The organism is Mesorhizobium sp. C277A (assembly GCF_040324395.1).
Classification (GTDB): domain Bacteria; phylum Pseudomonadota; class Alphaproteobacteria; order Rhizobiales; family Rhizobiaceae; genus Mesorhizobium.
Genome location: NZ_JAMYVW010000002.1, coordinates 4,421,430 through 4,447,887, shown reverse-complemented (window position 1 = coordinate 4,447,887; position 26,458 = coordinate 4,421,430). Strand labels below are relative to the sequence as shown.

Here is a 26,458-nt window from a genome sequence, read left to right as displayed (position 1 = left end):
GACACGCTGTTCCCGGGAAAACCGCTTCGCACTTCTGAAATTGCTTTAAGCCGGCAGATCTTCAAGCGGCATCGATATTTCGGCGAACACGCCTTCGCTGCGGAATTCGTGGGTCACTTCGCTCGACAAAACCTTGGCGAGGCTGCGGCGGATCAGGATAGAGCCGAAGCCCTGGCGTTCCGGCGGGTCGACTTTCGGCCCGCCGCTTTCGATCCAGGTCAGCACAAGGCGGTGCGCGCCTTTCTTGCCCGCCGCCTTCCAGTCGACATCGACCTTCCCCGAGCCAACCGACAGCGATCCGTATTGCAGCGCGTTGCTGGCCAGTTCGTGCATGATCAGGCCGAGCCCCACCGCCTGGTCGGGCGAAAGCAGCAGCTCCGGACCGGAGATCACGATGCGCGGCCGTTCTGCCGAATCGAACGGCTTGACCTCGATCTGCATCAGTTCGCGAATACCGATGCCGCGCCATTCGCGATCCGACAGCAGGTTATGGGCAGCGCCCAGCGCCTGCAGCCTGGCGCCGAAGGCTTCCAGGAATTCGCTTGGGCGGCGAGCGTGGCGAACGGTCTGCGTCGCCAGCGCCTGCACCGTCGCCAGCGTGTTCTTGACCCGATGGTTGAGCTCGCGCAGCAGCAGCCTTTGCCGGTCCTCGCCGAGCTTGCGTTCCGAGATGTCGTAGTTGACGCCAAAGATAAGCGTCGGCTTGCCTTCGCCGTCGCGCTCGATGACGCGGCCGCGGGTGACTATCCAGCGCGGCGGATCGAAGCCTTTGACCCGGTATTCGCCGAAATAGTCGTCGCTGCCGGTCAGGGCATCGCGAAAGCGCGTCTCGGTCTGGTAGACGTCGCGCGGGTCGATGGCGGCCAAAATGTCGCGCGCCCGCAGCCGGTTCGAACGCGGCAGGTTGAACAGCTCCGACAAACGCACGTCGCATTCGATCATGTCGGTGCGGATATCCCAGGCCCAACTGGCGAGCGAGGCGGCATCGAGCGCTATGGCTCGGCGCTTTTCCTCCTGCGCCAAAGCAGCCGTGGCAATGGCGCCGCTGCGGGTGGCGTCCTTGAGGGTAAACAGGCTGGCGGCGAGGCTGGCCAGCGATTTCAAATGATCGAGCGCGGCAGCGGACGGAAGTTCATGCGGCTCCCGGTCGAATACGCACACCGTACCGACGCGCGCGCCGGCGACCACCATCGGCGCGCCGACATAAAAGCGGACATGGTGTTCGCCGGTGACCAGTGGGTTGCGGGAGAAGCGAGGGTCGATGCTGGCATCCGGCACCACCATGGGCTCGTCGCCGGCGGCAATGGTATGGGCGCAGAACGATATGTCGGTCGCGGTTTCGGTCTCGTTGAAGCCGACACAGGATTTGAACCACTGTCGTTCGGTGTCGAGCAGCGTGACGAGCGCGATCGGCGCCTGCATCACGGCTGCGGCAAGGCCGGTGATGCGATCGAAGTCGGGATCGGAGTCGGTGTCGATCGCGTCAAGCCTATGCAGTACGGCAAGCCGCTCCGGCGCCGCCACGGCGCGGCGGACCTCAACCGGCAAACCAGCCTGCTTCGCCACCTTGCTATCCACCAAGCCCCCTCGCTTGCAGGCCCCACCTGCGGCGGCGCGCATCTCGCGCGGCCGTCGTCGCGCGCCGGAACTTTTGTAGCAAGCAATCGTTACCCCACCATGTTTCGCCGGCGATGGTTTTATCCACCATCCCGGTTGCGCGATAGGAACGCCGCCAATGACCAAGATCGCCCCTGAAAACAAAGCCCGTCAGGGGCGGTGGGGTTGGCACGGCCTGCGCATATTGGTCGCCGCTTTGCTCCTGGCTTTCATTGCTTGGGGAGCGGCCGAGATTTATGGCCAAAAGATCGATCCAGATACCCCTGAAAGCCAGGGGCAGCCCACCGGCCAGAGCGCGCCGGCCAACCAGAGCGCGCCAGCCGGCGAGGGGCAGTCGGGCGGCTAGGGTTTTCCGAGTCATTCGTAATCGCATCAGGCGGCCTTCGCCTGGGCGGCTTGCGCCGGAACCAGGACGTTCAGTGCGCCAGGGTGGATCTGGATTGTCGTTTCGCGCTCCAGCTTGACCAGTTCGCCGTCGATGACGGCGCCGAATTTCTTGCTCCCTGTATGGATCTTCACGATTGCCTTGTCGGCCTGATGAGTTTCGACATGATCGCTGTCGCGCCACCTGCCTCGAGCCATGTCGAAGAGCGCCCTGACCAGCTCGCCACGCTGCCGCGCCACGGTGACATAGATGCCGAGCACGCCGCCGGCAGGATTGTCGGCATAAGGCAGATGGCCTTCGCCAAACAGATTGTTGGAAATGCCGATGCCGCTGATGCGGGTCACGATCTCGGCTTCGCCGACCGTCAATGTCACCTTCATGGCGGGAGGATTGTTGATCGTAGTCCAGGCGGCCTTGGCCGAAGCGCGAATCTTTCCCAGGCGCGAGGCGAATTCCATATTGTCGCGCAGCTTCACCATCCTGGCGTGCAGGCCGATCGAGAACTGATGCACGAACGGCCGGCCATTCGCGCTCGCGATATCAACCGCCATGATCTCGCCGTCGGCAAAGGACTTCAGCGCGCCATCGATGGTCTGCGGAATTCCAAGGCCGCGGGCGAACAGGTTCATGGTTCCTGCAGGCAGGACGGCCAGCGCCTTCTTGCCATTCATCAGCCGCCCCGCGGCGGCCGAAATGGTGCCGTCGCCGCCACCGGCCAGCACGACGTCGATGTCGCGTCGCGCGGCGACCTTGTCGAGCGCCGCGACAATCTCCTTGCCGGCGACGATGTCGATATCGATGGAGTGACCAGCCGTCTCAAGCGTCTGGCGCATGCGGTCGGTTAGCGCGGAAAGATCGGTGGTCCGCAAGGTGCCGCCGTCCCGGTTCAGCACCGCTGCAAATCGCATGCCCCACTCCGTATTCTTTTTAGCGGCCGGAATGCCAGCCGCAGGCTGAAACGGGCAAGCTTGGGAAAGGTTCCATCGGCCGGGTGGGAATGTCGGGCGATTCCGCGGACTTGCCAGGGTATTTCGATGCTCCCGTTTTTTCGGAACAAGCGCCTTGTCACAACGTTGTGATCCCATTGGAGGCGCCGCCTTCGGTCTCCCGGCAAGTGGTTTGCCGATTGCGGCGCACATGAGATCACGCAAGAGGAGACTTAATCATGATCCGCACACTGTTCGCGACGACCGCACTGGCAACGCTGATCGCTACCGGTGCGTTTGCGCAGTCAACGACGACCCCGGCGACGACCCCAGCGCCGGCTGAAGCCCCTGCTACCATCGCGCCGGCGCCGCAACAGGCCGACGGCGCGCTGATGACCAATATCATTGGCGAGTCTGTCTACAATGGCACTGGCGACGATGCGCAGAAGATCGGTGACGTCAGCGACGTCGTCCTCGATGAAAACGGCCAGGCGAAATCCGCCATTATCGGCGTTGGCGGCTTCCTCGGCATAGGCAGCAAGAACGTCGCCTTCGACTACGGCAAGTTGCAATGGGTCGAGAGGAATGGTGATCGCTGGCTCGTCGCCGAGACGACGAAAGAAGCGTTGACGGCGCTGCCCGACTTCGACCGTAAGCCTTACGATCCGGCCCCGGCGCCTGCTTCCACGGCGCAGAACGACCCGCAGAAGCCGGTTGATCTCAACGCCGCGCCGTCAGAACCGGCGGTGAAACGCGCTGACGGCAATCTCGCAACCAACATCATCGGCGAGAATGTCTACAATGGCACTGGCGACGATGCCCAGAATATCGGCGACGTCAACGACATCGTGCTGACCAAGGATGGCAAGGCGCAGTCGCTGGTGATCGGCGTCGGCGGCTTCCTCGGCATGGGTGAAAAGAACGTCACCTATGATTTCGCCAAGGCACGGTGGGCCGAAAAGAACGGCGATCGCTGGCTGGTGGCGCAGACGACCAAGGAGGAACTGCAGGCGCAGCCTGATTTCGACCGCAAGCCCTATGATCCGGCGCCGGTGACGACAACCTCCGACGCAACGCAGCCGACTGCTCCCGCTGGCCCGACGGCCGTTGCACCGGCTGACAATGCTCAGCCAGCGGACAAGACCGCGGAAGCTCCGGCCGGTACAAAAGCCACCGATCCGACGCAAACGGCAGCGATCGACAAGTCGACACTGACCGAAATGCCGGTCGGCAACATCAGAGGCGACGACCTGAAGGGCACCACCGTCTATGGCGCCAACGACGCCAAGGTCGGCGAGATCGGCGACGTCGTGCTCACGCCCGACAGCAAGCCGGATGCCGTCATCATCGATGTCGGCGGCTTTCTAGGCATCGGCGCCAAGGAGGTCGCGGTCGGCATGGACAAGCTCAAATTCATGACCGACAAGGACGGCAACAAATATCTCTACACCAATTTCACCAAGGAGCAGCTGCAGGCGCAGGCTGCGTATGACAAGGGCAGCTATGCCGAGAAGCGCGACCAGCAGCGGATGATGGTACAGTAAGGGAATAGGCAGTAGGGATTGGGCAGTAGGCGAAACCGAGTGACGAGGCAATCAGGCCGCCAGAACATTCTACTGCCTACTGCCTACTGCCTACTGCCTACTGCCTACTGCCTACTGCCTACCACATATCCACCACCCCTTCGTCCGTCAGCTCTGCAAGCGCCAAGGACTGGTCAAGATGCTCGGCGCGCCAGGCAAGCAGTCGCTCGGCAAATTCAAGCCGCACGCTGAGATAGGCCGGGTCGGCGGCAACGTTGGCCAGTTCGCCCGGATCCTTCTGCATGTCGAAGAGCAGCGGCGGCAGGCCGCCGCCGAAATGCACGTATTTGAATTTTTCCGTACGGATGACGGCGAGGTTGCACTGGCGCGAGCCGATGCCGAAATGCCGTTCGGCCTCACCGCTGGCAATCGAGCGGAAGTCGAACTCCCAATGCGCCGCGTCGCGCCAATTCTTAGGCGGTTCATCTTGCAGGAACGGTTTTAGCGAGCGGCCGTCGAGATGCAGCTGGGCGTCGGCGTCCAGCAGATCGAGCAAGGTCGGGAAGATGTCGACGGCCTCGGTGAAGTGGTTGACGGTCGAGCCGGCTGCATTGCCGTGACGCGGGTCGCGCACGATCAATGGGATGTGATAGCTGCCGTCGAAGAAGCCGCCTTTGCCCAGCATGAAATGGTCGCCCATCATCTCGGCGTGGTCCGAAGTCAGCACGATGATGGTGTCATCCCATGCATTCGCCGTCTTGATCGCTTGCCAGATGCGGCCAAGCTGCGCGTCGACCTCCGAGATCATGCCGTAATAGATCGCGCGGATGGCCCGGATGTTGTCGTCGCCCCAGTCGCGCACGTGGCCGTCGGTGCCGGGGCGGAAGCTTCTCCGCTTCTGGCGACCAAGGTCGTAAGCCAGATAGGGATGCCTTTGCGCCTCGGCCTGCCAAGTCTCGACATGGCGGAAGGGCGGTCCGTCCGCCGGATCATACAGCGTGTTGTAGGGCCGCGGTACGACAAAGGGCGGATGCGGGCTGATGAAGGAGACATGCGCGAACCATGGCGAATCCTGTTCGTCCAGCCAGCGAATGAATTCGCCGGCAAGAAAAGCGGTCGGCGTCTCGTCCCTGGAATAGACAGGCGGCGCGCTGGTCACGGCGTCGCCCGCTTCCCCGCCCACGGGGCGGTGAATGCCGGGAGAGCCCGCGCTGGTGTCGACGCCACGTGCCTTCAGCCATGACAGCCATGGTTTCTGATGCTCAGGCAGGAACTGGCGAACGCTGAAGCCGGGCAGCACGCCCTCATAGCTTTTCAGCCGGGGATCGCCCGGCGCCATCGTGCGCGGATCGGGCGAGACGTCGGTGTAGCCGAACAAAGTCGGATCATAGCCGAGGGCGCGGGCCGAAAGCGCCATGTTGCCGTGGCGGGCGTCGAGCGGCGTGCCGTTGCGGCAGACGCGATTGTTCATCTGGTAGAGGCCGGTGTAGAGGCACGCGCGGGCCGGCGAGCAGGGCGCCGCGCCGCCGTAATGCCGCATGAAAAGGACGCCTTCGGCGGCGAGCGCATCGGCATTCGGCGTCTTCACCACGGCATGGCCGGCAGCCGACAGGCAATCGCCCCGCCATTGGTCGCAGGAGATCAATAGGATGTTCGGGCGTCTGCTTTTCGCGGCCAATGCTCTATCCTGTCACGTCGGGAAGACGTTCAATGAACCGGAATTTGGCGGCAGCGCAAGCCTGTCGGTCTTGCTTAAATGGTGAACGAAAATTTCCTGCTGTTCACTATTGGGATACAGTCCATTCTGAGATTGCCGCCTTTGCCATTGCCGGGCGGCCCCTCATATAGGCGTGGACAGCGGCAAGGGCCGCAAACCGAAGGGAAGGAGCAAGACAATGCTCGACCAGATCAAGGGCCTGCATCACGTCACGTCGATGGCCGGCGATGCGCGCCAGAACAATGATTTCTTCACGCACAAGCTCGGCCTGCGCCGGGTCAAGAAGACCGTCAACTTCGACGCGCCAGATGTCTATCACCTCTATTATGGTGACGAGCACGGTACGCCCGGCTCGGTGATGACCTATTTTCCGTTCCCGGACATTGCCAGGGGCCGCCACGGCGTCGGCGAGGTCGGTACCACGGCCTATTCGGTGCCGGCCGGCACGCTCGGCTATTGGGAAAAGCGCTTCGCCGATGAAGGCGTTGCGGGTGTCTCCCGCGAAGAGACGTTCGGCGAGAAGCGGCTGGCCTTCGCCGGTCCCGACGGCGACGGTTTCGCGCTGGTCGAAGACAAGGCGGACAGCCGCGCGCCATGGTTGAAAGGCGGCATTCCCGCTGATGAGGCGATACGCGGCTTCCACTCGGTCTCGCTCAGATTGAAGGATGGTGGCGCCACGGAAGAGCTGTTGAAGTTCATGGGCTATGAGCAAGTGGACAAGTCCGGCAGTGTCAGCCGGCTCGCCATCAAGAACGGCAACGGCGCTGATGTCGTCGATATCGAATCGCTGCCTACCGCGGGCTTTGCCAATCTCGGCGCCGGCTCGGTCCACCATGTCGCCTTCGCGGTGGAGAACCGCGCCCAGCAGCTCGAAGTGCGCAAGGCGCTGATCGATACGGGTTATGGCGTGACGCCGGTGATCGACCGCGACTATTTCTGGGCGATCTACTTCCGAACGCCGGGCGGCGTGCTGTTCGAAGTCGCCACCAATGAGCCGGGCTTCGACCGCGACGAGGACACCGCCCATCTCGGCGAAGCCCTGAAACTGCCGACGCAGCACCAGCATCTGCGGCCCTATCTTGAAGAGCATCTGCAGAAGCTGGAAGGCTGAGACGATGAGCAAGGAAGCTTACATCCATAAGGCGCTGCCGGGTTCGCCCGGCGGCCCGCTGCTCTTCGTCTTTCACGGCACCGGCGCGGACGAGAGCCAGCTGCTGTCGCTCGGGCGCGACCTCGCGCCACAGGCGACGATCGTATCGCCGCGCGGCGATGTTTCCGAGCATGGTGCGGCGCGTTTCTTCCGCCGCACCGGCGAGGGCGTCTACGACATGGACGACCTCGCGCGGGCGACCGCCAAGATGGCCGGTTTCATCAAGGCGCAGGTGGCAGCGGCAAGGCCATCTTCGGTCTTGGGTCTCGGCTATTCCAACGGCGCCAACATCCTGGCGTCCGTAATGTTCGCCGCGCCCGAGCTGTTCGATGCGGCGGTGCTGATGCACCCGCTGATCCCGTTCGAACCGCAGGTGCAGGGCAGCCTTGCCGGACGCCGCATCCTGGTCACCGCCGGCAAGCGCGACCCGATCTGCCCGCCCAACCTGACATCCCGGCTGGAGGCCTATTTGCGCGCCAATGGCGCCGATGTCACAGTGGAGTGGCACGATGGCGGCCACGAAATTCGACCAAACGAGATCGAAGCGGCGAGGCGGCTTTTTGCCGATGCGCCGGTTGAAGGAGCAAGCGATGCCTGACGAATTGCCTGAGATCGAACTCGAGGACCGCGGCTCGAAGGGACGTTATGTGCTGCGCGGACCCGGCGGCGCCGAGGCGGAAATGACCTTCACCAAGGTCGGCGAGCACCAGATCATCATCGATCACACCGAAGTGCCGGACGTGTTTCGCGGCCAGGGCGCCGGCCTTCGGCTTGTCACACGCGCCGTCGAGGACGCGCGGGCAGTGGGCAAGAAGATCATCCCGCTCTGCCCCTTCGCCAACGCCCAGTTCCGCCGCCATCCGGAATGGGCGGATGTGCTGAAGCAATAGACCTTTTTCCCTTCTCCCCTTGTGGGGTGAGTTGCCGGTCGCCGAAGGCGAATTCATCGTGCCAGTGGCACGATGAAGGCCGGCGAACGCCGGGACGCTGCGAAGCAGCGGGGACCCGGCAGGTGGTCGGAGTCGCTCAGCCACAAGAGCGAACGCCTCTCTGGCATTTGCGCAGTTCGGCCTTCTTGCCTAAGTACACAGTTCGCCGCGGTTCGTCCGCTCCTGCCAATTGACCGAATGGCTTCCTGATGACCGAACCCGATCTCGTCCCCGTCTTCGACGGCCACAACGACACGCTGCTGCGACTGTACCAGTCGAAAGACACAGACGTCGAAAAGCTGTTCATCGAGGGGACGCAGGGCGGTCATATAGATCTGCCGCGCGCCAAGAAGGGCGGCTTTGCCGGCGGCATGTTCGCGATCTTTCCACCGCCGGTCGAGAAGAGCAAACGCTCTGCGGTGCCGCCGGCGCCGAGCGACAATGAGCCATTGCCGCCGGAACTGCCACGCGCTGATGCGCTCAATTCCACCATCGGCATGGCCTCGATCCTGTTTCGGCTGGAGCGCGCGGGCGCGCTGACCGTCTGCCGCAGTGCCGGTGACATTCGCGAGGCGATGGCAAAAGGTTCGATCGCGGCGGTGTTTCATATTGAAGGCGTCGAGGCGATCGATCCCGAACTTACCTTGCTCGACGTGCTCTACGAAGCCGGCCTGCGCTCGCTCGGCATTGTCTGGAGCCGACCCAACGCCTTCGGCCATGGCGTCCCGTTCCGCTTTCCGTCGTCGCCCGATACCGGACCGGGGCTGACCGATGCCGGCAAGGCGCTGGTCAAGGCCTGCAATCAGCTCAAGATCATGATCGACCTGTCGCATCTCAACGAAAAGGGCTTTCGCGATGTCGCCGCACTCAGCGATGCGCCGCTGGTCGCCACCCATTCGAACGTGCATGCGCTGTGCACCCATTCGCGCAACCTGACGGACTGGCAGCTCGGCGCTATCCGCGAGACCGGCGGCATGGTCGGGCTCAACTTCGCCACCGGCTTCCTGCGCGAAGACGGACGGATGAACTCGGACACCAGCCTCGACATCATGGTGCGCCATGTCGACTCGCTGCTGCAGGCGCTGGGCGAGGACGGCGTCGGTCTCGGCTCCGATTTCGACGGCGCCATGATCCCGGCGGTCATCGGCGACGTTGCCGGTCTGCCGAAGCTGATAGATGCGCTGGCCGCGCGCGGTTTCGGACGCGCGTTGATCGAGAAGATCGCCTATCGCAACTGGCTGAGCGTTCTCGAAAGAACCATAGGCTGAGGCTTAAGCGCCCATGCGCTTCAGCCAATCCTGGCCGCCGCGATCCCTGATCATCGGCAGCGGGTTCTCCCAGTCCAGCCGCGCGCAGATGCGGTAGACTTCGAGCGTCTCGGCGCTCATTTCGCCGCGCTTGTAGAAGTACATGGCGGCGGCATAGCGGGCGCGACCCGACCATTTTTCGCCGAGCGGCGTGTTGACCAGCTGCCACTGTTCGGCGGCTTCCGCCTCATCATCCGGTTCGTTGGCCATGATCAGAAATCCGCCGGCGGATTGGCGGTGCGGCGGTCGAGCTTGATGAAGGGACGGGCCACCACCTTGGCCCGCTTCATCAGCTTCTGGTACTGCAACTCGCGCATTGCGTAGATCTCGACCCAGAGGTCTTCGACCATCCTATGACCATAGGGACGCGTCAGCGAGGCGATGGCGATATTGCGCTTGGCCATCGGCGACCACATGGCGGCGCTGACCAGCCCGACCTCCTGATGCTTCTTGTGATAGACGATGGCGTGTTCGGCCGGGATGTTGCCTTCGATCTCCAGCCCGACCAGCACATGGCGCAGCTTGCGTTTGGCGCGCGCTTCGAGCATGGCGCGGCGGCCATTGAAATGGCCTTTTCCCAGGTCGACCATAAAGCCGAGACCGATCTCGTCTGGCATGCGCAGACGGTCGGCGCGGATGGCATGGTCTGCGGTGGTGAAGTCGGCATTGGCGACGATCAGGCCGGCTTCCAGCCGGGCGCGGTTGAGGGCGGCGTAGCCGATGGCGCGGATGCCGCGCAGTTCGCCTGCCGTCATCAGGCGGTCCCAGAGGCTAAGCGCTTTTTCGGCCGGCACGAACAGTTCGTAGCCGAGATCGCCGGTGAAGCCGGTGCGTGAGACGGTGACGGTGCTACCGTCATGCGGGAACTCGGCGAGATCGAACACTTTGAGTTTTTCAACGCCGGCAAAGCCGGCCTCGTGCAGCACGGCGAAGGAGGTTGGGCCTTGCAGAGCGAGACCAGCGACGCTTTCAGTCTCTTCTTCGACGGTCACTTCGAAACCGATGGCGCTGTCGAGCAGCAAGGGCAGGTGCCGTTCCTGCGAACACAGGCGGAAGCGCGTCGGCGACAGCCGGAACAGCGTGCCGTCATCGAGGACAAAACCTTCGTCGTCGCACCATGCGGTGTAGTGGACGCGGCCCGGTTTGAGCTTGGCGACGTCGCGCAGCGTGACGCGATCGAGGAAGGCTTCGGCATCCGGCCCCTCGATGCGGTATTTGGTCATCGGCGAGATGTCGAACAAAGCCGCCTGGCTGCGGATGGCGAAATATTCGAGTTCCTCGTCCCACAGCGAATGCGGCGCGCGATAGCCGGCCCAATTGTACCAGTCCTGAGTTTTGGCCAGCGCATCGATGCGCGGCTGGAACGGCGTGCCGAGACGCAGTGTGCGGAAATGCGACTGCGCTGTGGTGCGGGCGGCGTTGTTGATCGGACTCGTCATGACGGCATTCCTTCGCCGTAGAGTGCGGCGTTGACTGGCTGAAACATCCGATCATCCCTTCATCGCGATGATGCGCCGCGCCGCATTCAAACCGGGAGCACCCGAAACGCCGCCGCCTGGATGCGAACCGGCGCCGGCCAGGAACAGCCCCTCGATCGGCGTGTCGTAGCCCGACCAGCCGGAGACCGGCCGCGACATCAACATCTGGTCGGCCTGCAATTCGCCGTGGTGCCAATGGCCCCCCGGCATGCGGTAGTTGGCTTCGATATCGGCTGGCGTCAAAAGCTCGGCATGCAGCACGGACTTGCCGATACCGGGGGCGTAGGCTTCGAGTTGCGCCATAACAGCTCTGAGGAATTTCGGCTTGCCGGCGTCCCAACCCTCTTTCAGCGCATAAGGCGCGTATTGCACGACAGCCGACAGTACACAGGCGCCGCTTGGCGCGAGCGACGGGTCGGAGAGCGACGGCAGTGTGATCTCCATCACCGGTTCGGCTGAGAACTCGCCATATTTCGACGGGTTGAAGGCGCGCTCGACATGGTCGGGCGAGGGCGCGATAACCAGACGGCCCTTGTGATTATCGGCGTCGACGCCGGAAAATTGCGGTGGCCGATCGAGCGCCAGATGGAGCTTCGCCGCGTCGCCCCTCATGCGGATGTTCTTTACCTTGCGCACGAAACCCGTGTCGATCTCGCGCGGGCCGACGAGATCGAGCATTGTGGTCGCCGGGTTGATGGCGGAAACGATCGTTCTGGCGTGAAGCACCTCGCCGCCGTCGAGCGTCACGCCGAGGGCGCGGCCTTTCTCGACGACTATCCTGGCCGCGGGCGCTGCCGTGCGGACGGTGACGCCGGCTTTCTCCGCCGCCGCGCGGATCGTGGCGACGACTGCACCCATCCCACCTTTCGGCAGCATCTGCGCGCCGGTTTTGCCGCCGGTCTCGCCGGCCAGCCGATAGTAGAGGCCGAGCAGGGAGGTCGGCGAACGCGGGCCGAGGTGGCTACCAAGCGTGGCGTCGAAGGCAAGCAGGCCCTTCAGCCTGATATCGGCAAGCTGCTCGTCGAGCAGGTCGGCGACGTTCATCAGGAGAACGCGCAGGAAGTCGCGCATGTCTTCCTTGCCGAGCTTTTTCAGCGCCACGGCCGTCTGGCCGAGCGCTGCGGTTTCAAGCAGCGACATGCCACCGAGATCGGGCGGGCGCCGCGACAGGAACGGTTTCAGGATGCCGGCATAGCGCATGAGTTGCGCGCGCAATTCCTTCCAGGCGGACTGCTCGGACGGAGTGGAGCCGGTCAGCACTTCGCCATAGGCGCCATGCAGGACAAGCGGCGGGCCGTCCCTCGCCAAGGCGACCGACGGAATGAAGTCTGCGCGGGTGACCTGCAGCCCGTGTTTCTCCAGCTCCAATGTCTTCACCACGTCGGGGTGCAGGCGGTTCAGCACATGCGCGATCGAGGAGACCCGAAAACCTGGCGCAAACTCTTCGGTGCGCGCCGCGCCGCCGACATCGCCGGCCGCTTCCAGCACCAGCACCTTGCGGCCGGCTTTCGCCAGAGTGGCGGCAGCGACAAGGCCGTTATGGCCGCCGCCTATGATGATGGCATCAAATGACGTCATGGGCCGGGCTCATATGGGAGGTCGATTTGGCGAGGTCGCGCAGGATCTCGGCTGCCGCATTGCGGCCGGGTGCGCCCATGACGCCGCCGCCGGGATGTGTCGAGGAGCCGCACATATAGAGCCCGCCGACCGGCGAGCGGTATTGTGCGTAGCCCGGCACCGGGCGGTTGAACAGCAGCTGGTCGAAGGTCAGCTCGCCCTGGAAAATGTTGCCTTCGGTGAGGCCGACCTCGGCTTCGATCTCGCGCGGCGTGCGCACCTCCATATGGACGATGCGGTCGCGGAAGCCTGGCGAGTATTCGGCGATCTGCGCAACTACGCTTTCGGCGAAACCGTCGCGGTCGGCATCGGTCCAGTCGCGGCCGTTCACCTTGGGCGGTGCGTACTGCACGAAGCAGCTCATGAAATGCTTGCCCGGCGGCGCCATGGTCGGGTCGAGCGTCGTTGGGATGACCATGTCGAGGAATGGGTCGGCCGACCAGCGACCGGCCTTCCAGTCGTCATAGGCGCGCTCCATGCGCTCCATGGAATCGGTGAAATGCATGTCGCCGCGATAAACGGGTGAATCCTTCGGCAGTGCCGGGAATTCCGGCAGAGAATCCAGCGCGATGTTGACCTTGCCGGAGGAGCCGCGGATCTTGAAGTTCCTGACCCGCCGCAGGAAAATGTCGGGCAGTTCCTTCTCCTCGACCAGTTTCAGGAATGTGCGTTTGACGTCGGCGTTGGAGACGACGAGCTTGCCGTAGACCTCCTCGCCGCCGGCCAGCACCACGCCCTTGGCCTTGCCTCGGCTCACCAGCACATGGTCGACCTCGGCGCCGGTGCGGATAGCGCCGCCGGACGCCTTGAATGAAGCGGCGAGCGCCTTGGTGACGGCGCCCATGCCGCCGCGCGCATAGCCCCAGGCGCCGACCGAGCCGTCGACCTCACCCATATAATGGTGCAGCAGCACGTAGGCTGTGCCGGGCGACATCGGCCCGAGCGCGGTACCGATAATGCCGGACAAAGCGAAGTTCGCCTTGATGACATCGGTCTCGAAATATTCGTCGAGGAATTCCGAGATCGACATGGTCCAGAAGCGCAGCGTCAGCGCCATTTCTTCTGATGACAGGCCGACGAATTTCCTGCCGAGATAGAGAAGCTCTCCGAGGTCGCGCGGCTTCAGACTGGCCGGGTCCGGTGCGGTGCGCATCAGCAGCGGCTGGATGAAACGGCACTGCCGCGTCACGTCGCGCGAATAGCGGTCATAGGCCTCCGCGTCGCGCCTGGAGAAGCGGGCGAATTCGCGCCGGTGCGCATCGTGGTCACGGTAGTTGGCGAGGTAGTCGCCGTCGCGGGTGAACACGGCGCCGCCTTCATAGGAAATAACCTGCAAGCCGAAACGCGGCAGTTCGAGGTCGCGCATGATCTCGGGGCGAAACAGCGAGCAGACATAGGAGCAGTTGGAGTAGAGGAAGCCCGGCGTCAGCTCGCGGCTGGTGGCGGCGCCGCCGACCCAGTCGTTCTTTTCCACCACCAGCACGTCGAGCCCGGCGCGTTGCAAATAGCAGGCGTTGACCAGGCCGTTGTGTCCGCCGCCGATGACGATCGCATCCCAAGCTTTCATTCGCGCCCAGCCTTCATGGTGCTCGACCCTTCATTTTCGCGTGATTTGTCGCCGAACGCGCGGAATTTGGCACGGCAGCGGCTATTCTGTCCAGCCATTCTGAATGAATGTTCAACAAATGATATTGCGTTTTCCTGTTAATACGCTACGCTTTGCCGGCATTCGAACCTGCGCAATTCGGCTGACGGGACTTAAGGTCTGATGATCGAAACGGCAGATGGCGAGCCGGAATATGACGACGCCGCGATCCGCTTCCTCGAGGCGCTGTGGGGCGAGGGCTATCTGTCGCCGGGCGGACCAGACGAGGTCGACCGGGTGGTCGAAGGGCTGTCGCTCAGGGGCAAGACGATCCTCGACATAGGCTGCGGCTCCGGCGGCATCGCGCTGCATCTGGTCGAGCGCCACGGTGCCGCTCATGCCACCGGCTTTGACATCGAGCGGCCGGTGATCGAGGCGGCCAGAAAGCATGCCGCTGCACGAGGGCTTTCAGACCGCGCCAGCTTCGTCCAGGCGCCGCCGGGGCCGCTGCCTTTTGCCGACGCTTCGTTCGATGTCGTCTTCTCCAAGGATGCGCTGGTGCACGTGCCCGACAAGGACGCGCTGTTTGCCGAAATCTTTCGCGTGCTGAAGCCGGGCGGCGTCCTTGCCGCCTCCGACTGGCTGATCGGCCATGACGGCGAGCCGTCATCTGAGATGAAGGCCTATGTCGCGGCCGAAGGCCTGTCCTTCGCCATGGCCTCGCCGGCACGCTATGCGCAAGCGATGCGCAGCGCCGGCTTTGCCGATGTCACTGTGAAGGACCGCAATTCTTGGTATCGCGAGGTCGCACGCGGCGAGCTGGAAAGGCTGAAAGGCCCGCTCTACCAGACGGCGGCAGCCGCGGTCGGAGCGGCCTATGTCGACAAGAACATACGAACCTGGGAGGCCATGCAGAAGGTGCTTGACAGTGGCGAGCACCGTCCCACTCATCTTCGCGGGTGGAAGCCGGCTGTGGTGGGATAGCCGGCAATGTGGAGCATGACGGCACCGATGAAAGCTGCGCGCGAAGAGCGATCCTCCGACACGTCTGGAAAAACCGAACCGGAAAAACGCGGCCGCAAGGCGTCGAAGGAGGTCAGGCAACAGCAGCTGATCGAAGCGACCATCGATTCGCTGGCCAAGCGCGGTTATTCGGAAACGACGATGGCCGATGTCGCTGACGGCGCCGGCCTGTCGCGCGGCATCGTCAACTTCCATTTCGAGAGCAAGGAGAAGCTGCTCGTCGCCACCCTGGCCTATATGGCCGACGAATATGCGGCGCATTGGCGCGTCGCGCTGACCAAGGCCGGCAAGGATCCAGCCCGGCAGCTGCGGGCGCTGGTCGCCGCCGATTTCGACCGTTCGATCTGCAACAAGCGCAAGCTCGCGGCGTGGTGCGCGTTCTGGGGCGAGGCCAAGTCGCGGCCGACCTACCAGGCGCTGTGCGGCGCGCGCGACGCGGCCTACCAGAAGATCTTCATCGACCTCTGTGCCACGCTCAAGCAGGGCGGTGGTTATGGCTATGAGCCGCAGGTCATGGCGCTCGCGCTCAGCGCCATGCTGGAGGGCTTGTGGCTGCGGCTGATGATGGGGACCGAGGACGTCACCCGTGAGAGCGCGCTACAGGCGGCAAACGAATTCCTGTCGGCCGCCTTTCCGAAGCACTACCCGCCGGACAGCGGACGTTGACAACAACCGGCGGATCCAAGCCGGAGCGAACAATCAGAAACAAAGAGGATGGAACAGCATGAAAAGAATAGCCCGACGCCTGACACTGACATTGGCGCTGACGGCGACGCTGGCTGGTTCGGCCGCGGCGATTGCGGTCGCCGCCGACAAGGACCTGATCGTGTTCGACTGGTCCGGCTATGAGGACCCGAGCTTCCACCCCAAATATGTCGAGAAGAACGGCGACTCGCCGACCTTCGCCTTCTTCGGCGACGAGGACGAAGCCTTCGAAAAAGTGCGCTCCGGCTTCAAGGCCGATCTTGGTCATCCCTGCTCGCAGAGCGTGACAAAGTGGCGCGAGGCGGGGCTGCTGCAGCCGCTCGACACCTCGAAGATCACCGGCTGGAAGGATCTCAATCCCGGCATCATGGCGATGAAGGATCTGGCCACCACTTCGGACGGCAAGGCCTGGTTCATGCCGTGGGACTGGGGCAACACCCAGCTCACCTACAACTCCGACAAGATCGACGCGAAGGATGTGCAGTCGCTGAAGGCCTTCGCCGATCCCAAGTTCAAGGGGCGGGTCTCGATCGGCGACAATGTCGACGACGCCTATGCGCTGGCCAGCCTTGCCATGGGGCTCAAGGACTGGACCAAGATGACGGACGACCAGTTCAAGCAGGCGTCCGACTTCCTGCGCCAGGTGCACAAGAATGTCCGCTCCTACTGGACCGATACCACGGACGTCGTCCAGTTGCTGAGCGGCGGCGAGGTCGATCTCGCCTGGGCATGGAACGATGCCACGGTACAATCCGTCGCTGCCGGTGTGCCGATCAAGTCCAAGAAGGATACGGACGAAGGCATCTCGACCTGGGTCTGCGGCTACGTGCTGTTCAAGGACGCACCCGGCAATGTCGACAAGGCCTATGACTACCTCAACGCGATCAACGATCCCGAGACCGCCAAGGTGCTGGTCAAGGACTGGGGTTATGGCCAGGCCAACGCCAAGGGCATGGCCGGCGTCGACCCGGCGATCCTGAAAGAAAAGGGCTATGACGACGTGCAGAAATTCGTCGACAAGACCCTGTTCCAATCGCCCGTGCCGTCGTCGCTCAAGCTCAAGATGATCGCCGAATTCGAGAAGATCAAGGCAGGCTACTAAAGCTCTGTCCGGCCTCCTCCGTCTGCCTGTCAGTGCGCCGGGCAGACGGTCTCGCCAAGGCCGCTGAAATTCCGTAACGTCGCCCGGCCGCTTTTCGCGATGAGGAGTTTCGCGCCATGAATTCCATGCTTCGCCGCCTCGCCCTTGCCGCTGCTCTTACAGTCGGCGCCGGCGCCGTGCTTGCTTATGCCGAAGGCGGCGGCGACCTCGTCGTGTTCGACTGGTCAGGCTATGAAGATCCGTTGCTGCACCCCGACTACACCGCCAAATACGGCGCCGAGCCGACCTTTGCTTTCTTCGGCGACGAGGAGGAAGCGTTCCAGAAGATGCGCGCCGGCTTCAAGGCCGACATCGCCCACCCCTGCTCGCAAAGCGTGACCAAGTGGCGCGCGGCCGGCATTCTGCAACCGCTCGACACCTCCCGGATCGCCGGCTGGAAGGATCTCAATCCCGGCATCATGGCGATGAAGGATCTCGCCGTCACCGCCGACGGCAAGGCCTGGTTCATGCCGTTCGACTGGGGCAACACTTCGCTGCTCTACCGCACCGACAAGGTCACGGCGGAGGAAGCGCAGTCGCTGAAGATTTTCGCCGATCCCAAATTCAAGGGCCGCGTCACCATCGGCGACAATGTCGATGACGCCTATGCGCTGGCCAGCCTGGTCATCGGCCTCAAGGACTGGACCAAGATGACCGACGCGCAGTTCCAGGAGGCGTCCGCCTTCCTGCGTGACGTCCACAAGAACATCCGCTTTTACTGGACCGACGACACCGACCTCAACCAGGCCTTTACCGGCAATGAGGTCGACCTCGTCTGGGGCTGGAATGAGACCTTCGTGACGCTCAAGGGCCAAGGCATGCCGATCGCCATGAACCGCGACACCAGGGAAGGCATATCCACCTGGGTGTGCGGCTATGTGCTGATGAAGGACGCGCCGGGCAAGCTCGATCAGGCCTATGATTTCCTCAGTGCGGTCAACGCGCATGCCGTGTCCGATTACTTGGTCAAGACCTTCGGCTACGGCCACGGCAACAGCGCCGGGATGGCCGCGATCGACCATCAGGTGCTGAGCGACCGTGGCTTCGACAATCTCGACAAGTTCTTGGACAAGACGCTGTTCCAGCAGCCGGTGCCGCCTGAGCTCAAGCAGCGCATGGTCACGGAATTCGAGAAGATCAAGGCCGGCTATTGAGCGACAGGACTGAAAGAACCGATGTCGTCATCGTCGGCGCCGGTTTCACCGGCCTGTCGGCTGCGCTTGAGCTGAGAAAGGCCGGCATCAATGTCGTGCTGCTCGAGGCACGCGACCGCGTCGGCGGCAGGGTCGAGGCTATTCGCAACGGGCTTGGCGAGCGCATCGACAGCGGCGGCCAGTTTTTCTGCGAAGACATGCCGGAGGTGACGGCGCTGGCCGCGTCCCGTGGCAAGGCCTTCGTCGAAACCTATGTGAATGGCGATTTCATCACCCATCCATCGCTGTCGGTCGAAGAGGCCGAACGGACCTATCATGGCGCGATGGCAATCCGCGAGCGGATGAATGCGATCGAGCCGGACGATCCCTCGATCGCCGGCATGAGCGCTGCCGCCTGGCTCGAACGCCAGCATGATCCCACTGACGCCAAGACGGCTTTCCGCTCGATGATCGAAGGCCTGTGGTGCTTGGCGATGCACAAGGTGCCGCTGTGGTACCTCATCGACAATGACCGCCGCATCACCAACGAGGTGCCGGAGCTGCAGTATTCGCTGCTCGAAACCATGCAGTCGCTGGCCGACGACATGGCGGGAGATCTCGGCGACAGGGTTTGGCTGAACGAACCGGTTACGCGCATCGAGCACGGGCCGCAACGGGTTCGTGCCGTCTCGGCGAGCAACTCCATCGAAGCGCGAAAAGTGCTGGTCGCGCTGCCGCCGGCGACGGCCGCGAAGCTGGATTTCGCGCCCGCTCTGCCGCCGGCTCTCGCAAAGGCGCTCGGCGTCTGGGAAAGCGGTGCGGTGATCAAGATCCTGGTGCGCTATCCCACGCCGTTCTGGCGCGAGCGCGACCTGTGCGGCATGGTGATGTGGCGCGACCTGCCGGGCCTGTTCGCCTGTGACGCCAGCAAGGATGCGCAACATGCCGCGCTGGTCGTCTTCGTCGGCGGACCACTGGCGTTGCGTTGGCGTCCGCTCGCGGACGCGGCGCTGCGTGCGGAGGTCACGGCAAGGCTCGTTGATGCCCTTGGCCCGGAGGCGGCCGATATTATCGATTTCAGCCAGCGCGACTGGATCGATGACCGCTGGAGCGGCGGCGCCTACAGCGACCTTATTGTCGATGTGACGGCAAGGGATGCCGAGCGCACGATCCGTGCCGGCGCAGATCCTGTTCATTTCGCATCGTCGGAACTGTCGCCGTCATTCCCGGGTTATGTCGAAGGCGCCATCGTGATGGGGCGGATCGCAGCCAAACAGATCGCGACGGAACTTAAAATTCTTAGTGGAGCATGATCTTATTCCGAAAACCGGTTTCCACTTTTCGGGATCATGCTCAGTCCGCCATCGCCACCAAGGCCTCCGGATCGTAGCCGAGGCGGATCGAAGTGCCGACGGGGATATCGTCGGCGCCGAAGTCGTTGGTCTCGGTGACCGACAGTGGCTTTTCCAATCCGGGTATCTCGACGATGAGATGGGTGATCTCGCCAAAATAGTGGCGTTCGACCACCTTGCCGGCCACTTCGAATTTCGCCGTCGCATTGTCCCACAGCACGCGCAATCGCTCCGGCCTGATGCCCAGAGTGGCGCCGCCGCCATTGCGCATGAAGGCCTTCGGCTTGTCGGTCCTGACGCGGCCGAAGCCCAGCGTGTCGACGACCAGCGAGGCGGCATTCTCCTCTATAATCTGCGCTTTTACGAAATTCATGCCGCCGAGGAAATCGGCGACCTGGCGGTTGACCGGCCGCTGGTAGATTTCCTTGGGCGAGGCGACCTGGGCGATCTTGCCGCGGAACATTACGGCGATGCGGTCGGACATAGCGAGCGCCTCATACTGGTCATGGGTGACCAGCACGAAGGTGATGCCGACCGCCTGCTGCAGGCGGCGCAGTTCGACCTGCATCTGCTCGCGCAATTTCTTGTCGAGAGCCGACAGCGGCTCGTCGAGCAGCAGCACCTTGGGCCGCATCACCAAGGCGCGGGCGAGCGCCACGCGCTGGCGCTGGCCGCCGGAAAGCTCGGTGGCGAGGCGTTTGCCGAGGCCGGTGAGCGACACCTGCGCCAGCCCTTCCTCGACGCGGCGCTTTTCTTCCGTTCCTCCCAGCCTGAGCCGTTTCAGCCCATAGGCGACATTCTGCTCGACATTGAGATGCGGGAAGATGGCATAACTCTGGAATACCATGTTGGTCGGCCGGCGGTTGGCGGGGATGCCTTCCATCGACTGGCCGCCGACCGAGATCGAGCCGCTGGTCGGGTTGTCGAAACCGGCAATCATGCGCAGCAGCGTAGTCTTGCCGCAGCCGGAAGGGCCGAGCAGCGAAAAGAATTCGCCCTCCTTGATGGTCAGCGAGGCGTCGTCGAGCGCCTTGAACGCCCCATAGCTGCGGGTAACGCTGCGGATTTCGATCATTGCTCGGTCGGTTTGGGGTCGATCAGATTGGGCCCGCTCGGACTTATCTTGCTTGGATGGTTCATCCTGAGGCCGTTCGGCCCGGGACTGCTCAGGCATAGAGGCCTCCCTCGCTCTGGGTGCGTCTGGCCGCATGGCGGCGCAGGATCTCGGCAACGGTCATCAAAACGAAAGAGGCAACCAGCAGCAGCGTGCCCAGCGCCAACACACCCGGCAGCTTGGCGGCAAAGCGCAACTGGCCCCAGATATAGATCGGCAGCGTCGTCTCGGTGCCGGTCAGGAAGAAAGCGATGACGAACTCGTCGAGCGAGATGGTGAAGCAGACCAGGAGGCTGGAAATGATCGCCGGCGCCACCATCGGCAGCGTCACCCGCCGGAAGGTGCCGAAGGCACTCTCGCCGAGATCGGCGGAGGCTTCTTCGAGGCTGCGGTCGAAGCCCTCGAAACCGGCGGTCAGCACCGTCATCGAATAGGGAATGCAGATCAGGACATGGCCGAGTACGACGGTGAACAGCGAAAGGCTCAAGCCCAGTTGCAGCATGACCAGCAGCATGGAGATGGCGAGGATGATTTCCGGCAGCACCAGCGGCGCCATGATCAGGCCATTGATTGTGCGGCGGCCGGGATAGCGGTAGCGGGTGATCGAGCGGGCGGCGAGGATGCCGAGCAGCGTCGCCAGCACCGATGCCGAGATACCGACGATCAGGCTGTTCCAGGCGGCGTCAAGCAGCGCCGGCGTCTTCGGCAGGTCTTGGTACCATTTCAGCGTATAGCCGGTGAGAGGAAATTTTGGCGTCGGCGCGGTGTTGATCGAGAAGATCGGCAGGAAGATCACCGGCAGATAGAGAAAGACGACGTAGAGGAAGGCGTAGGCGGACAGCCAGCCGCCGGGAAAAAGGCGCCGCCTCGCTGTCATCGCACCAGCCTCTGCAGCGCGCGGATGATGAGCACGGTGGCGCCCGCCATCAGCGTCACGACCAGCATGGTGGTCACGGACAGTGCCGCGCCGAGTGGCCAGTTGGAGGCCTTATGGAACTGCGACTCGATGGCATTGGCGATCATCACGCCATCCTTGCCGCCGACCAGCCTTGGGGTGACATAGTCGCCGACGGTGGGGATCATGACGATGAGAGCGGCCGAGATGACGCCCGGCGCCGACAGCGGCAGCGTCACGCGCAGGAAGGAGCGCAGCGGGGCGTCGCCAAGATCGGTGGCAGCCTCGACCAAGGTGCGGTCGACCTTCTCGAGCGAAACGAAGATCGGCAGGATGGCGAAGGCCGCCCAGGCGTGTGTGAGCGTGATGATGACGGCGCTGGAATTGTAGAGTAGCGCGGTCGATGGTTCGTCGATGATGCCGAGGCCCATCAGGCCGGAATTCAGCACGCCATTATAGCCGAGGATGACTTTCCATGACATCACGCGCAGGAGATAGCTGGTCCAGAACGGGATGGTAATCAGGAACAGCCACAGGCTCTTGTGGCGACCGCCATGGAACGAGATGAAATAGGCGATCGGATAGGCGAGGATGACGGTGAAAAAGCTCACCGTCAGCGAAATGTAGAGCGAGCGCCAGAGCAGATCGCGGTAGATCGGCTCGGTCAGCGCGATGCGATAATTCTCCAGCGTGAATGTATGGTCGATGGTGAGGTAGTTCTGCGTCCAGAAGGAGTGGGCGAAGACCACCAGGATCGGCACCAGCAGCAGGATCAAAGCGTAGACCAAGGTCGGGCTGATCAGGGCAAGGCCCTGGACGGACTCGGACTGCAGAAGGGCGTTTCGCCTTGCTCGCGTCATGCGCCGCGTGGGCACCCCTTCGGCAGCTACCGTCATTGCAGCGACCCGGGCGTGATCTCGGTTGCTGGCTCGAACTGTTCCGCCATGATGCTCCCTTCGACCGGGCCGGCTGCCTGTTCCCAATTTTTGCGGAGCGCGCTTTGCTGGTTGCGCGCTCCAAGCTTGCCGGCTTTCTTTCATCATGAGCGCATCCGTGCATTGAAATCAAGCGCTATTTCTGTAATATTGATTGAACGGACATTCAAAATGGAGTGAAGAAAGCCGGCTTTCCTGCCCTTGGCGCTTCATGTTCTGTCCGGTGAAAATTACGCTCAGACGATGCGAGGCAATGATGGCGGCTGCAAGAGACCTAAGAGCGATGGAAATGGCTGACGGTGGCGATGCGGTCGAGCTGGCCAAGCGCCATCTCATCCAGCCCTGGCCTTATGCCGGCTCGGTCGGCAATGAAGCGCGTGCGCTGATTGGCGAGGGCGATGGCATCTACATCACCGATGTAACAGGCAAGCGACTGATCGACGGGCCGGCCGGCATGTGGTGCATCAATGTCGGCCACCGCCGCGAGGAGCTGGCCAGGGTGATGTACGACCAGGCGATGATGCTGTCCTACAACACGCCCTGGTATACGATGAATGCGCCGTCGGCCGAGCTCGCCAAGCGCCTCGCCGATCATGCGCCGGGCGATCTCAGCCATACCTTCTTCACCACCGGCGGATCGTCGGCTGTCGAGACGGCACTGCGCTTCATGCAGTTCTACAACAATGTGCGCGGGCGGCCGGAAAAGAAGCTGATCCTCAGCCGCGGCGGCGCCTATCACGGCTCGACCTATCTGTCGGCCTCGCTCAACGGCCGGCCGCGCGACCGCGACTGGATGGACGGCGCCGACGATCTGGTCGTCAAACTGTCCTCGCCAGACCCGTTCCGGCGGCCGAAAGGCATTGACATCGCCGCCTTCTGCGATTTCCTGGTCGATCAGTTTCGCGATACGGTCGCCCGCGTCGGCGCAGAGAAGATCGGTGCTTTCGTCGGCGAACCGGTGCAGGCATCCGGCGGCGTCGTCGTGCCGCCGGATGGCTATCTCAAGCGCATTCGCGAAATCTGCAGGGACAACGATATCCTCTATATCTCCGATGAGGTGGTGACCGGCTTCGGGCGGCTCGGCCATGTCTTTGCCTCCGGCGATGGCTTCGGCATCGACCCCGACATGATCACCTTCGCCAAGGGCGTTACATCAGGCTATTTCCCGCTTGGCGGCGTCATCATCTCGGAGCGGCTGCTTCAGGAAATGCGCCGTTCCAACCATCCCGATGCGATGTTCGGCCATGGCCTGACCTATACCAGTCATCCCATCGGCTGCGCGGTGGCGCTGAAGAACCTCGATATCCTGGAAGACAGCGTGCTGGCCCACACGCGCGATGTCGCGCCCTATTTCCAGGCGCAGTTGAAGACGCTGGAGGAACTGCCGCTGGTTGGCGAAGTCCGCGGCATGGGCCTGATGGGCTGCGTCGAGTGCGTAGCCGACCGCGAAAGCAAGGATCCGCTGCAGCTCGACAAGGATGTCGGCAAGCGCATCGACGCGCATTGCCACGAACTCGGCCTCCTGGTCCGGCCGCTGATCAACATGTGCGTGATGTCGCCGCCGCTGATCATCACGCGAGAGCAGATCGACGACATGGTGGCGATCCTGCGCGAAGGCATTTCGCGGACCATGGATGATCTGCGCAAAGAGGGCGTGTGGCAGGGGTGACTGGCAGTTCCGCCCCTACACCTGCGAGCGCATAGCCTCATTGAGGTTCCACATGTCCTTCTCCTCCGGCGCCGTCTCCAGGCCCAGCACCGGGATCTGCTTGCGCAGATGGTCGTGGTGGGTGCGCACACCGTATTCGAGGTCGGAGAGATAAAAACCCTCGAAGGCCTCCGAGATCATGGACTCGTTTGACCAGACGGAAAGCTGCACGTCCTCGTTCATGGTGTCCCGGTCGATGCGGTAGGCGAGATAGCGGGCGGCCGCCTGTTCCCGGGTCTCGTCGGGGTAGCGGTAGATGGCGCCGCGCAGCAGCGTCTCGCCGGTCGACAGCGGGAACTCCTGATAGAACTGCACCGATTCCGGCATGATCGACAGCGCGTTGTTGGGGAAGATGCCGTAATAGATCCAGGCCCTGCGCAGATGCTCCGGCAGGTGTGAGGCATCGGGCGTGAGCTTGATGTATTCGCGCACGCTCCAGCGCCGGCCGGCATGCGGATTGTAGGTGGCAAACGAGCGCGACACGCCGTCGATGAACGGCTCGTCGAAATAGGTTGAGCCGTAGAGATCCTGCAGCGCCGGATGCGCCATGGCAACGTGGTAGCCTTCATTGTCGACGTCGCGCACCGACTTCCAGTTGACCGGCGTCTTCTGTGTCCAGATGCCCCAGGACGGCACCATCTCGGTCACATTGTAGTGTGCCATCTCGGCCTCGATCGGCTTCAACAGTTCGGCCACCGAAGGCTGCGGGCCGCCCTTGCGAAAGCGGACAAAGATGAAGCCCATCCATATCTCGAGGTTGAGCGGCATCAGGCCGAATTCGGTCTTGTCGAGCTCGGGGAAGGAGCGCGGCCGGGCGGCGCCGCGCAGCGTGCCGTCGAGATTGTAGACCCAGCCATGGAACGGGCAGACCAGCGCGTTCTTGCAGGTGCCCTGGCTGTCGGCGACGACGCGGCTGCCGCGATGCCGGCACATGTTGTTGAAGGCGCGCACGATGCCGTCCTTGCCGCGCACGATGAGCGCCCGCTCGCCGACCACGTCCATAGTCAGATAGTCGCCGGCATTCGGCACGTCGCAGACATGGCCGGCGATCTGCCAATGGTTGCGGAAGACGTATTCCTTCTCAAGTTCGAGAAGCGCGTCGGAGTGATAACTCCAGCCCGGCAGACCCCGCCGGTCCCAATCATTGGGGATCGCCACGTCACGGAGATGCGGGTTCATAAAAAAGCTCTTCTTTTATTGAATACTCATTCAATAAAACCATATTTTACATTGAAATGCAATGGCTTGTAGAAATCACAACTTTTCAAGTCGGCACAACAGGACCAGCTGAAAGCCAGAAAATCCCGGAATATCCGGGCGTTAACCGGGGGCGTGAAATAGCTGTCCGGCATGCGGATTTGGCCGTGCCGAGCTTGCAAACACGGCCCGCTCCGAGACGAAAATACCTGGCGTCCGCAAATTCGATCCGCAGTGTGAGCTTGTTCATAGTGCGGCCGACAGGAAGCGGGCTTGGTGCGTTCGCGGCCCGCCTGTCGTCAACATTTGATTGCCCGGATGAAACAGCTTCGCAAACGCATCTTGCCGTCGGCACATGACCGGATCTGTCCGGATATGCCCGAATTTCTTGTTTCAAACCTGTTACGCGGGCAAGCCAAGCGCATCATTCGCCCGTTACCAGGCGCGCTTAGGTTCGTTTCATAAGAAAACGAAGGGGAGCAGCAATGCATACGAAAGTCGAGATCACTAGCAACGAACGACGCGCCAAACTGGCACTGCGTCAGCGCGCCAGCGACCATCCGGTTGCGATGTTCTCCATGCTGGGCGCCTGCGCTCTGGCCGTCATGTTCCTGACACCGGCTTCCGGTCCGGCTTTTGCTTCGCTCAACCCGCCGGCCAATGTTGTCCAGGGCGCGCCGACCACCATCAAGACCGCCCGGCTGCCGGAGCCGGAAATCGATTTTGCCTGCCAGGGTCAGGCCTGGGGCGCCGAGAGCGCGGAGTGCCTGCGCGTCATCGCCGCCCAGTCCGGCGTGCACAAGGCGCGTGCCGTCCGCATGATCGCCAACGCAGCGCCGCTGACCACGACACCCAACGTTTTCTGAACCTCCCGAGCGCTTCCTCCCGCGCTCGTTCTTGGCTCCCGCCGCTTCCCTCGGTCGGGAGCCTCTTTTTTAGGGCCTATCGATATTCGGGTGAGGCCGGCCTGCGCATGGAGGTTCCCTGCGCTTCCGGTGCTCGCGTACTTCAAGTGCGCTCC

24 protein-coding genes are annotated in these 26,458 nt (G+C 63.0%); 13 read left to right on the top strand and 11 right to left on the bottom strand.

Translation table 11 applies throughout. The features are described from left to right. Window positions 1-45 precede the first annotated feature (45 nt). Window positions 46-1,620: a sensor histidine kinase gene (locus NKK52_RS21855; RefSeq protein WP_084627206.1), complete on the bottom strand. Its 1,575-nt coding sequence runs from the start codon at window positions 1,618-1,620 to the stop codon at window positions 46-48. Between the two features lie 115 nt (window positions 1,621-1,735). Here NKK52_RS21855 and NKK52_RS21850 point away from each other — a divergent pair, with 115 nt between their 5' ends. Beyond that, window positions 1,736-1,963: a hypothetical protein gene (locus NKK52_RS21850; RefSeq protein WP_023683960.1), complete on the top strand. Its 228-nt coding sequence runs from the start codon at window positions 1,736-1,738 to the stop codon at window positions 1,961-1,963. Between the two features lie 26 nt (window positions 1,964-1,989). Here the strand turns inward: NKK52_RS21850 and NKK52_RS21845 are convergent, their stop codons facing one another. Next, the gene (locus NKK52_RS21845; RefSeq protein WP_023683959.1) at window positions 1,990-2,910 is read right to left on the bottom strand and encodes a diacylglycerol/lipid kinase family protein; all 921 of its coding nucleotides are present in this window, start codon (window positions 2,908-2,910) and stop codon (window positions 1,990-1,992) included. Window positions 2,911-3,167: 257 nt separating this feature from the next. Here NKK52_RS21845 and NKK52_RS21840 point away from each other — a divergent pair, with 257 nt between their 5' ends. Then, window positions 3,168-4,472: a PRC-barrel domain-containing protein gene (locus NKK52_RS21840; protein WP_023683958.1), complete on the top strand. Its 1,305-nt coding sequence runs from the start codon at window positions 3,168-3,170 to the stop codon at window positions 4,470-4,472. A 118-nt stretch (window positions 4,473-4,590) separates the two neighbouring features. On the opposite strand, the gene NKK52_RS21835 is transcribed toward NKK52_RS21840, so the two are convergent. Continuing rightward, window positions 4,591-6,129, bottom strand: a complete 1,539-nt coding sequence (locus NKK52_RS21835; RefSeq protein WP_031204126.1) for an alkaline phosphatase family protein — start codon at window positions 6,127-6,129, stop codon at window positions 4,591-4,593. 217 nt (window positions 6,130-6,346) lie between these two features. On the opposite strand from NKK52_RS21835, the gene NKK52_RS21830 reads away from it, so the two are divergent. From NKK52_RS21830 to NKK52_RS21815, 4 genes are all read left to right on the top strand, one after another. Further along, complete coding sequence (locus NKK52_RS21830; RefSeq protein WP_023670085.1) at window positions 6,347-7,279, top strand: VOC family protein; 933 nt, start codon at window positions 6,347-6,349, stop codon at window positions 7,277-7,279. A gap of 4 nt (window positions 7,280-7,283) precedes the next feature. After that, window positions 7,284-7,916, top strand: a complete 633-nt coding sequence (locus tag NKK52_RS21825; RefSeq protein ID WP_023683957.1) for an alpha/beta hydrolase — start codon at window positions 7,284-7,286, stop codon at window positions 7,914-7,916. After that, window positions 7,909-8,208 (top strand): GNAT family N-acetyltransferase, encoded by a 300-nt coding sequence (locus tag NKK52_RS21820; protein WP_023683956.1) that lies wholly within the window; start codon window positions 7,909-7,911, stop codon window positions 8,206-8,208. The genes NKK52_RS21825 and NKK52_RS21820 overlap by 8 nt, the downstream gene beginning before the upstream one ends. A gap of 248 nt (window positions 8,209-8,456) precedes the next feature. Continuing rightward, the gene (locus NKK52_RS21815) at window positions 8,457-9,515 is read left to right on the top strand and encodes a dipeptidase (protein WP_023670082.1); all 1,059 of its coding nucleotides are present in this window, start codon (window positions 8,457-8,459) and stop codon (window positions 9,513-9,515) included. A gap of 3 nt (window positions 9,516-9,518) precedes the next feature. On the opposite strand, the gene NKK52_RS21810 is transcribed toward NKK52_RS21815, so the two are convergent. The 4 genes from NKK52_RS21810 to NKK52_RS21795 are packed head-to-tail and all read right to left on the bottom strand — an operon-like array spanning window position 9,519 to window position 14,216. After that, entirely contained in the window at window positions 9,519-9,764 is a 246-nt protein-coding gene (locus tag NKK52_RS21810; RefSeq protein ID WP_023670081.1) for a hypothetical protein, read from the bottom strand. Window positions 9,765-9,766: 2 nt separating this feature from the next. Further along, window positions 9,767-10,993 carry an aminomethyl transferase family protein gene (locus tag NKK52_RS21805; RefSeq protein ID WP_023683955.1) on the bottom strand — a complete coding sequence of 409 codons (1,227 nt, stop codon included), beginning with the start codon at window positions 10,991-10,993 and terminating at the stop codon, window positions 9,767-9,769. A 51-nt stretch (window positions 10,994-11,044) separates the two neighbouring features. Next, window positions 11,045-12,610 (bottom strand): phytoene desaturase family protein, encoded by a 1,566-nt coding sequence (locus NKK52_RS21800; protein WP_352629798.1) that lies wholly within the window; start codon window positions 12,608-12,610, stop codon window positions 11,045-11,047. Then, window positions 12,597-14,216, bottom strand: coding sequence for a phytoene desaturase family protein (locus NKK52_RS21795; RefSeq protein WP_023683954.1), 1,620 nt, complete (start codon window positions 14,214-14,216; stop codon window positions 12,597-12,599). Before NKK52_RS21795 ends, NKK52_RS21800 begins: the two co-directional genes overlap by 14 nt. A 201-nt stretch (window positions 14,217-14,417) precedes the next feature. Here NKK52_RS21795 and NKK52_RS21790 point away from each other — a divergent pair, with 201 nt between their 5' ends. The 5 genes from NKK52_RS21790 to NKK52_RS21770 all read left to right on the top strand — a co-directional run bounded on the left by NKK52_RS21790 (window position 14,418) and on the right by NKK52_RS21770 (window position 19,549). Beyond that, on the top strand, window positions 14,418-15,218 hold the full coding sequence (locus NKK52_RS21790; RefSeq protein ID WP_023683953.1) for a class I SAM-dependent methyltransferase: 801 nt from the start codon (window positions 14,418-14,420) through the stop codon (window positions 15,216-15,218). A 27-nt stretch (window positions 15,219-15,245) separates the two neighbouring features. Further along, the gene (gene betI, locus NKK52_RS21785; protein WP_023683952.1) at window positions 15,246-15,923 is read left to right on the top strand and encodes a transcriptional regulator BetI; all 678 of its coding nucleotides are present in this window, start codon (window positions 15,246-15,248) and stop codon (window positions 15,921-15,923) included. A 58-nt stretch (window positions 15,924-15,981) separates the two neighbouring features. Further along, entirely contained in the window at window positions 15,982-17,064 is a 1,083-nt protein-coding gene (locus NKK52_RS21780) for an ABC transporter substrate-binding protein (RefSeq protein ID WP_023683951.1), read from the top strand. A gap of 116 nt (window positions 17,065-17,180) precedes the next feature. Then, window positions 17,181-18,257: an extracellular solute-binding protein gene (locus tag NKK52_RS21775; protein ID WP_023670074.1), complete on the top strand. Its 1,077-nt coding sequence runs from the start codon at window positions 17,181-17,183 to the stop codon at window positions 18,255-18,257. Continuing rightward, window positions 18,254-19,549 carry a flavin monoamine oxidase family protein gene (locus tag NKK52_RS21770; RefSeq protein ID WP_023683950.1) on the top strand — a complete coding sequence of 432 codons (1,296 nt, stop codon included), beginning with the start codon at window positions 18,254-18,256 and terminating at the stop codon, window positions 19,547-19,549. Before NKK52_RS21775 ends, NKK52_RS21770 begins: the two co-directional genes overlap by 4 nt. A gap of 40 nt (window positions 19,550-19,589) precedes the next feature. Here the strand turns inward: NKK52_RS21770 and NKK52_RS21765 are convergent, their stop codons facing one another. The 3 genes from NKK52_RS21765 to NKK52_RS21755 all read right to left on the bottom strand — a co-directional run bounded on the left by NKK52_RS21765 (window position 19,590) and on the right by NKK52_RS21755 (window position 22,493). Further along, on the bottom strand, window positions 19,590-20,663 hold the full coding sequence (locus tag NKK52_RS21765; protein ID WP_023683949.1) for an ABC transporter ATP-binding protein: 1,074 nt from the start codon (window positions 20,661-20,663) through the stop codon (window positions 19,590-19,592). 91 nt (window positions 20,664-20,754) lie between these two features. Next, entirely contained in the window at window positions 20,755-21,579 is an 825-nt protein-coding gene (locus tag NKK52_RS21760) for an ABC transporter permease (protein WP_023670071.1), read from the bottom strand. Then, on the bottom strand, window positions 21,576-22,493 hold the full coding sequence (locus NKK52_RS21755) for an ABC transporter permease (RefSeq protein ID WP_023683948.1): 918 nt from the start codon (window positions 22,491-22,493) through the stop codon (window positions 21,576-21,578). Before NKK52_RS21755 ends, NKK52_RS21760 begins: the two co-directional genes overlap by 4 nt. Window positions 22,494-22,788: 295 nt before the next feature. Between NKK52_RS21755 and NKK52_RS21750 the strand changes: the two genes are divergently transcribed. Then, on the top strand, window positions 22,789-24,201 hold the full coding sequence (locus NKK52_RS21750; protein ID WP_023670068.1) for an aminotransferase: 1,413 nt from the start codon (window positions 22,789-22,791) through the stop codon (window positions 24,199-24,201). Between the two features lie 15 nt (window positions 24,202-24,216). Here NKK52_RS21750 and NKK52_RS21745 read toward each other — a convergent pair whose 3' ends face one another. Continuing rightward, on the bottom strand, window positions 24,217-25,419 hold the full coding sequence (locus NKK52_RS21745) for an aromatic ring-hydroxylating oxygenase subunit alpha (protein ID WP_023670067.1): 1,203 nt from the start codon (window positions 25,417-25,419) through the stop codon (window positions 24,217-24,219). Window positions 25,420-25,922: 503 nt separating this feature from the next. Between NKK52_RS21745 and NKK52_RS21740 the strand changes: the two genes are divergently transcribed. Then, window positions 25,923-26,303, top strand: coding sequence for a hypothetical protein (locus NKK52_RS21740; protein ID WP_023683947.1), 381 nt, complete (start codon window positions 25,923-25,925; stop codon window positions 26,301-26,303). The last annotated feature ends 155 nt before the right edge of the window (window positions 26,304-26,458 follow it).

Bases quoted from the DNA above. Each gene is read 5' to 3' on its own strand.
- NKK52_RS21790 (WP_023683953.1), top strand. From the start codon at position 14,418: ATGATCGAAACGGCAGATGGCGAGCCGGAATATGACGACGCCGCGATC.
- NKK52_RS21825 (WP_023683957.1), top strand. From the start codon at position 7,284: ATGAGCAAGGAAGCTTACATCCATAAGGCGCTGCCGGGTTCGCCCGGC.
- NKK52_RS21745 (WP_023670067.1), bottom strand. From the start codon at position 25,419: ATGAACCCGCATCTCCGTGACGTGGCGATCCCCAATGATTGGGACCGG.
- NKK52_RS21805 (WP_023683955.1), bottom strand. From the start codon at position 10,993: ATGACGAGTCCGATCAACAACGCCGCCCGCACCACAGCGCAGTCGCAT.
- NKK52_RS21830 (WP_023670085.1), top strand. From the start codon at position 6,347: ATGCTCGACCAGATCAAGGGCCTGCATCACGTCACGTCGATGGCCGGC.
- NKK52_RS21850 (WP_023683960.1), top strand. From the start codon at position 1,736: ATGACCAAGATCGCCCCTGAAAACAAAGCCCGTCAGGGGCGGTGGGGT.
- NKK52_RS21840 (WP_023683958.1), top strand. From the start codon at position 3,168: ATGATCCGCACACTGTTCGCGACGACCGCACTGGCAACGCTGATCGCT.
- NKK52_RS21755 (WP_023683948.1), bottom strand. From the start codon at position 22,493: ATGACGGTAGCTGCCGAAGGGGTGCCCACGCGGCGCATGACGCGAGCA.
- NKK52_RS21820 (WP_023683956.1), top strand. From the start codon at position 7,909: ATGCCTGACGAATTGCCTGAGATCGAACTCGAGGACCGCGGCTCGAAG.
- NKK52_RS21780 (WP_023683951.1), top strand. From the start codon at position 15,982: ATGAAAAGAATAGCCCGACGCCTGACACTGACATTGGCGCTGACGGCG.
- betI (WP_023683952.1), top strand. From the start codon at position 15,246: ATGAAAGCTGCGCGCGAAGAGCGATCCTCCGACACGTCTGGAAAAACC.
- NKK52_RS21795 (WP_023683954.1), bottom strand. From the start codon at position 14,216: ATGAAAGCTTGGGATGCGATCGTCATCGGCGGCGGACACAACGGCCTG.
- NKK52_RS21800 (WP_352629798.1), bottom strand. From the start codon at position 12,610: ATGACGTCATTTGATGCCATCATCATAGGCGGCGGCCATAACGGCCTT.
- NKK52_RS21750 (WP_023670068.1), top strand. From the start codon at position 22,789: ATGGCGGCTGCAAGAGACCTAAGAGCGATGGAAATGGCTGACGGTGGC.
- NKK52_RS21845 (WP_023683959.1), bottom strand. From the start codon at position 2,910: ATGCGATTTGCAGCGGTGCTGAACCGGGACGGCGGCACCTTGCGGACC.
- NKK52_RS21765 (WP_023683949.1), bottom strand. From the start codon at position 20,663: ATGATCGAAATCCGCAGCGTTACCCGCAGCTATGGGGCGTTCAAGGCG.
- NKK52_RS21760 (WP_023670071.1), bottom strand. From the start codon at position 21,579: ATGACAGCGAGGCGGCGCCTTTTTCCCGGCGGCTGGCTGTCCGCCTAC.
- NKK52_RS21855 (WP_084627206.1), bottom strand. From the start codon at position 1,620: ATGCGCGCCGCCGCAGGTGGGGCCTGCAAGCGAGGGGGCTTGGTGGAT.
- NKK52_RS21740 (WP_023683947.1), top strand. From the start codon at position 25,923: ATGCATACGAAAGTCGAGATCACTAGCAACGAACGACGCGCCAAACTG.
- NKK52_RS21810 (WP_023670081.1), bottom strand. From the start codon at position 9,764: ATGGCCAACGAACCGGATGATGAGGCGGAAGCCGCCGAACAGTGGCAG.
- NKK52_RS21775 (WP_023670074.1), top strand. From the start codon at position 17,181: ATGAATTCCATGCTTCGCCGCCTCGCCCTTGCCGCTGCTCTTACAGTC.
- NKK52_RS21815 (WP_023670082.1), top strand. From the start codon at position 8,457: ATGACCGAACCCGATCTCGTCCCCGTCTTCGACGGCCACAACGACACG.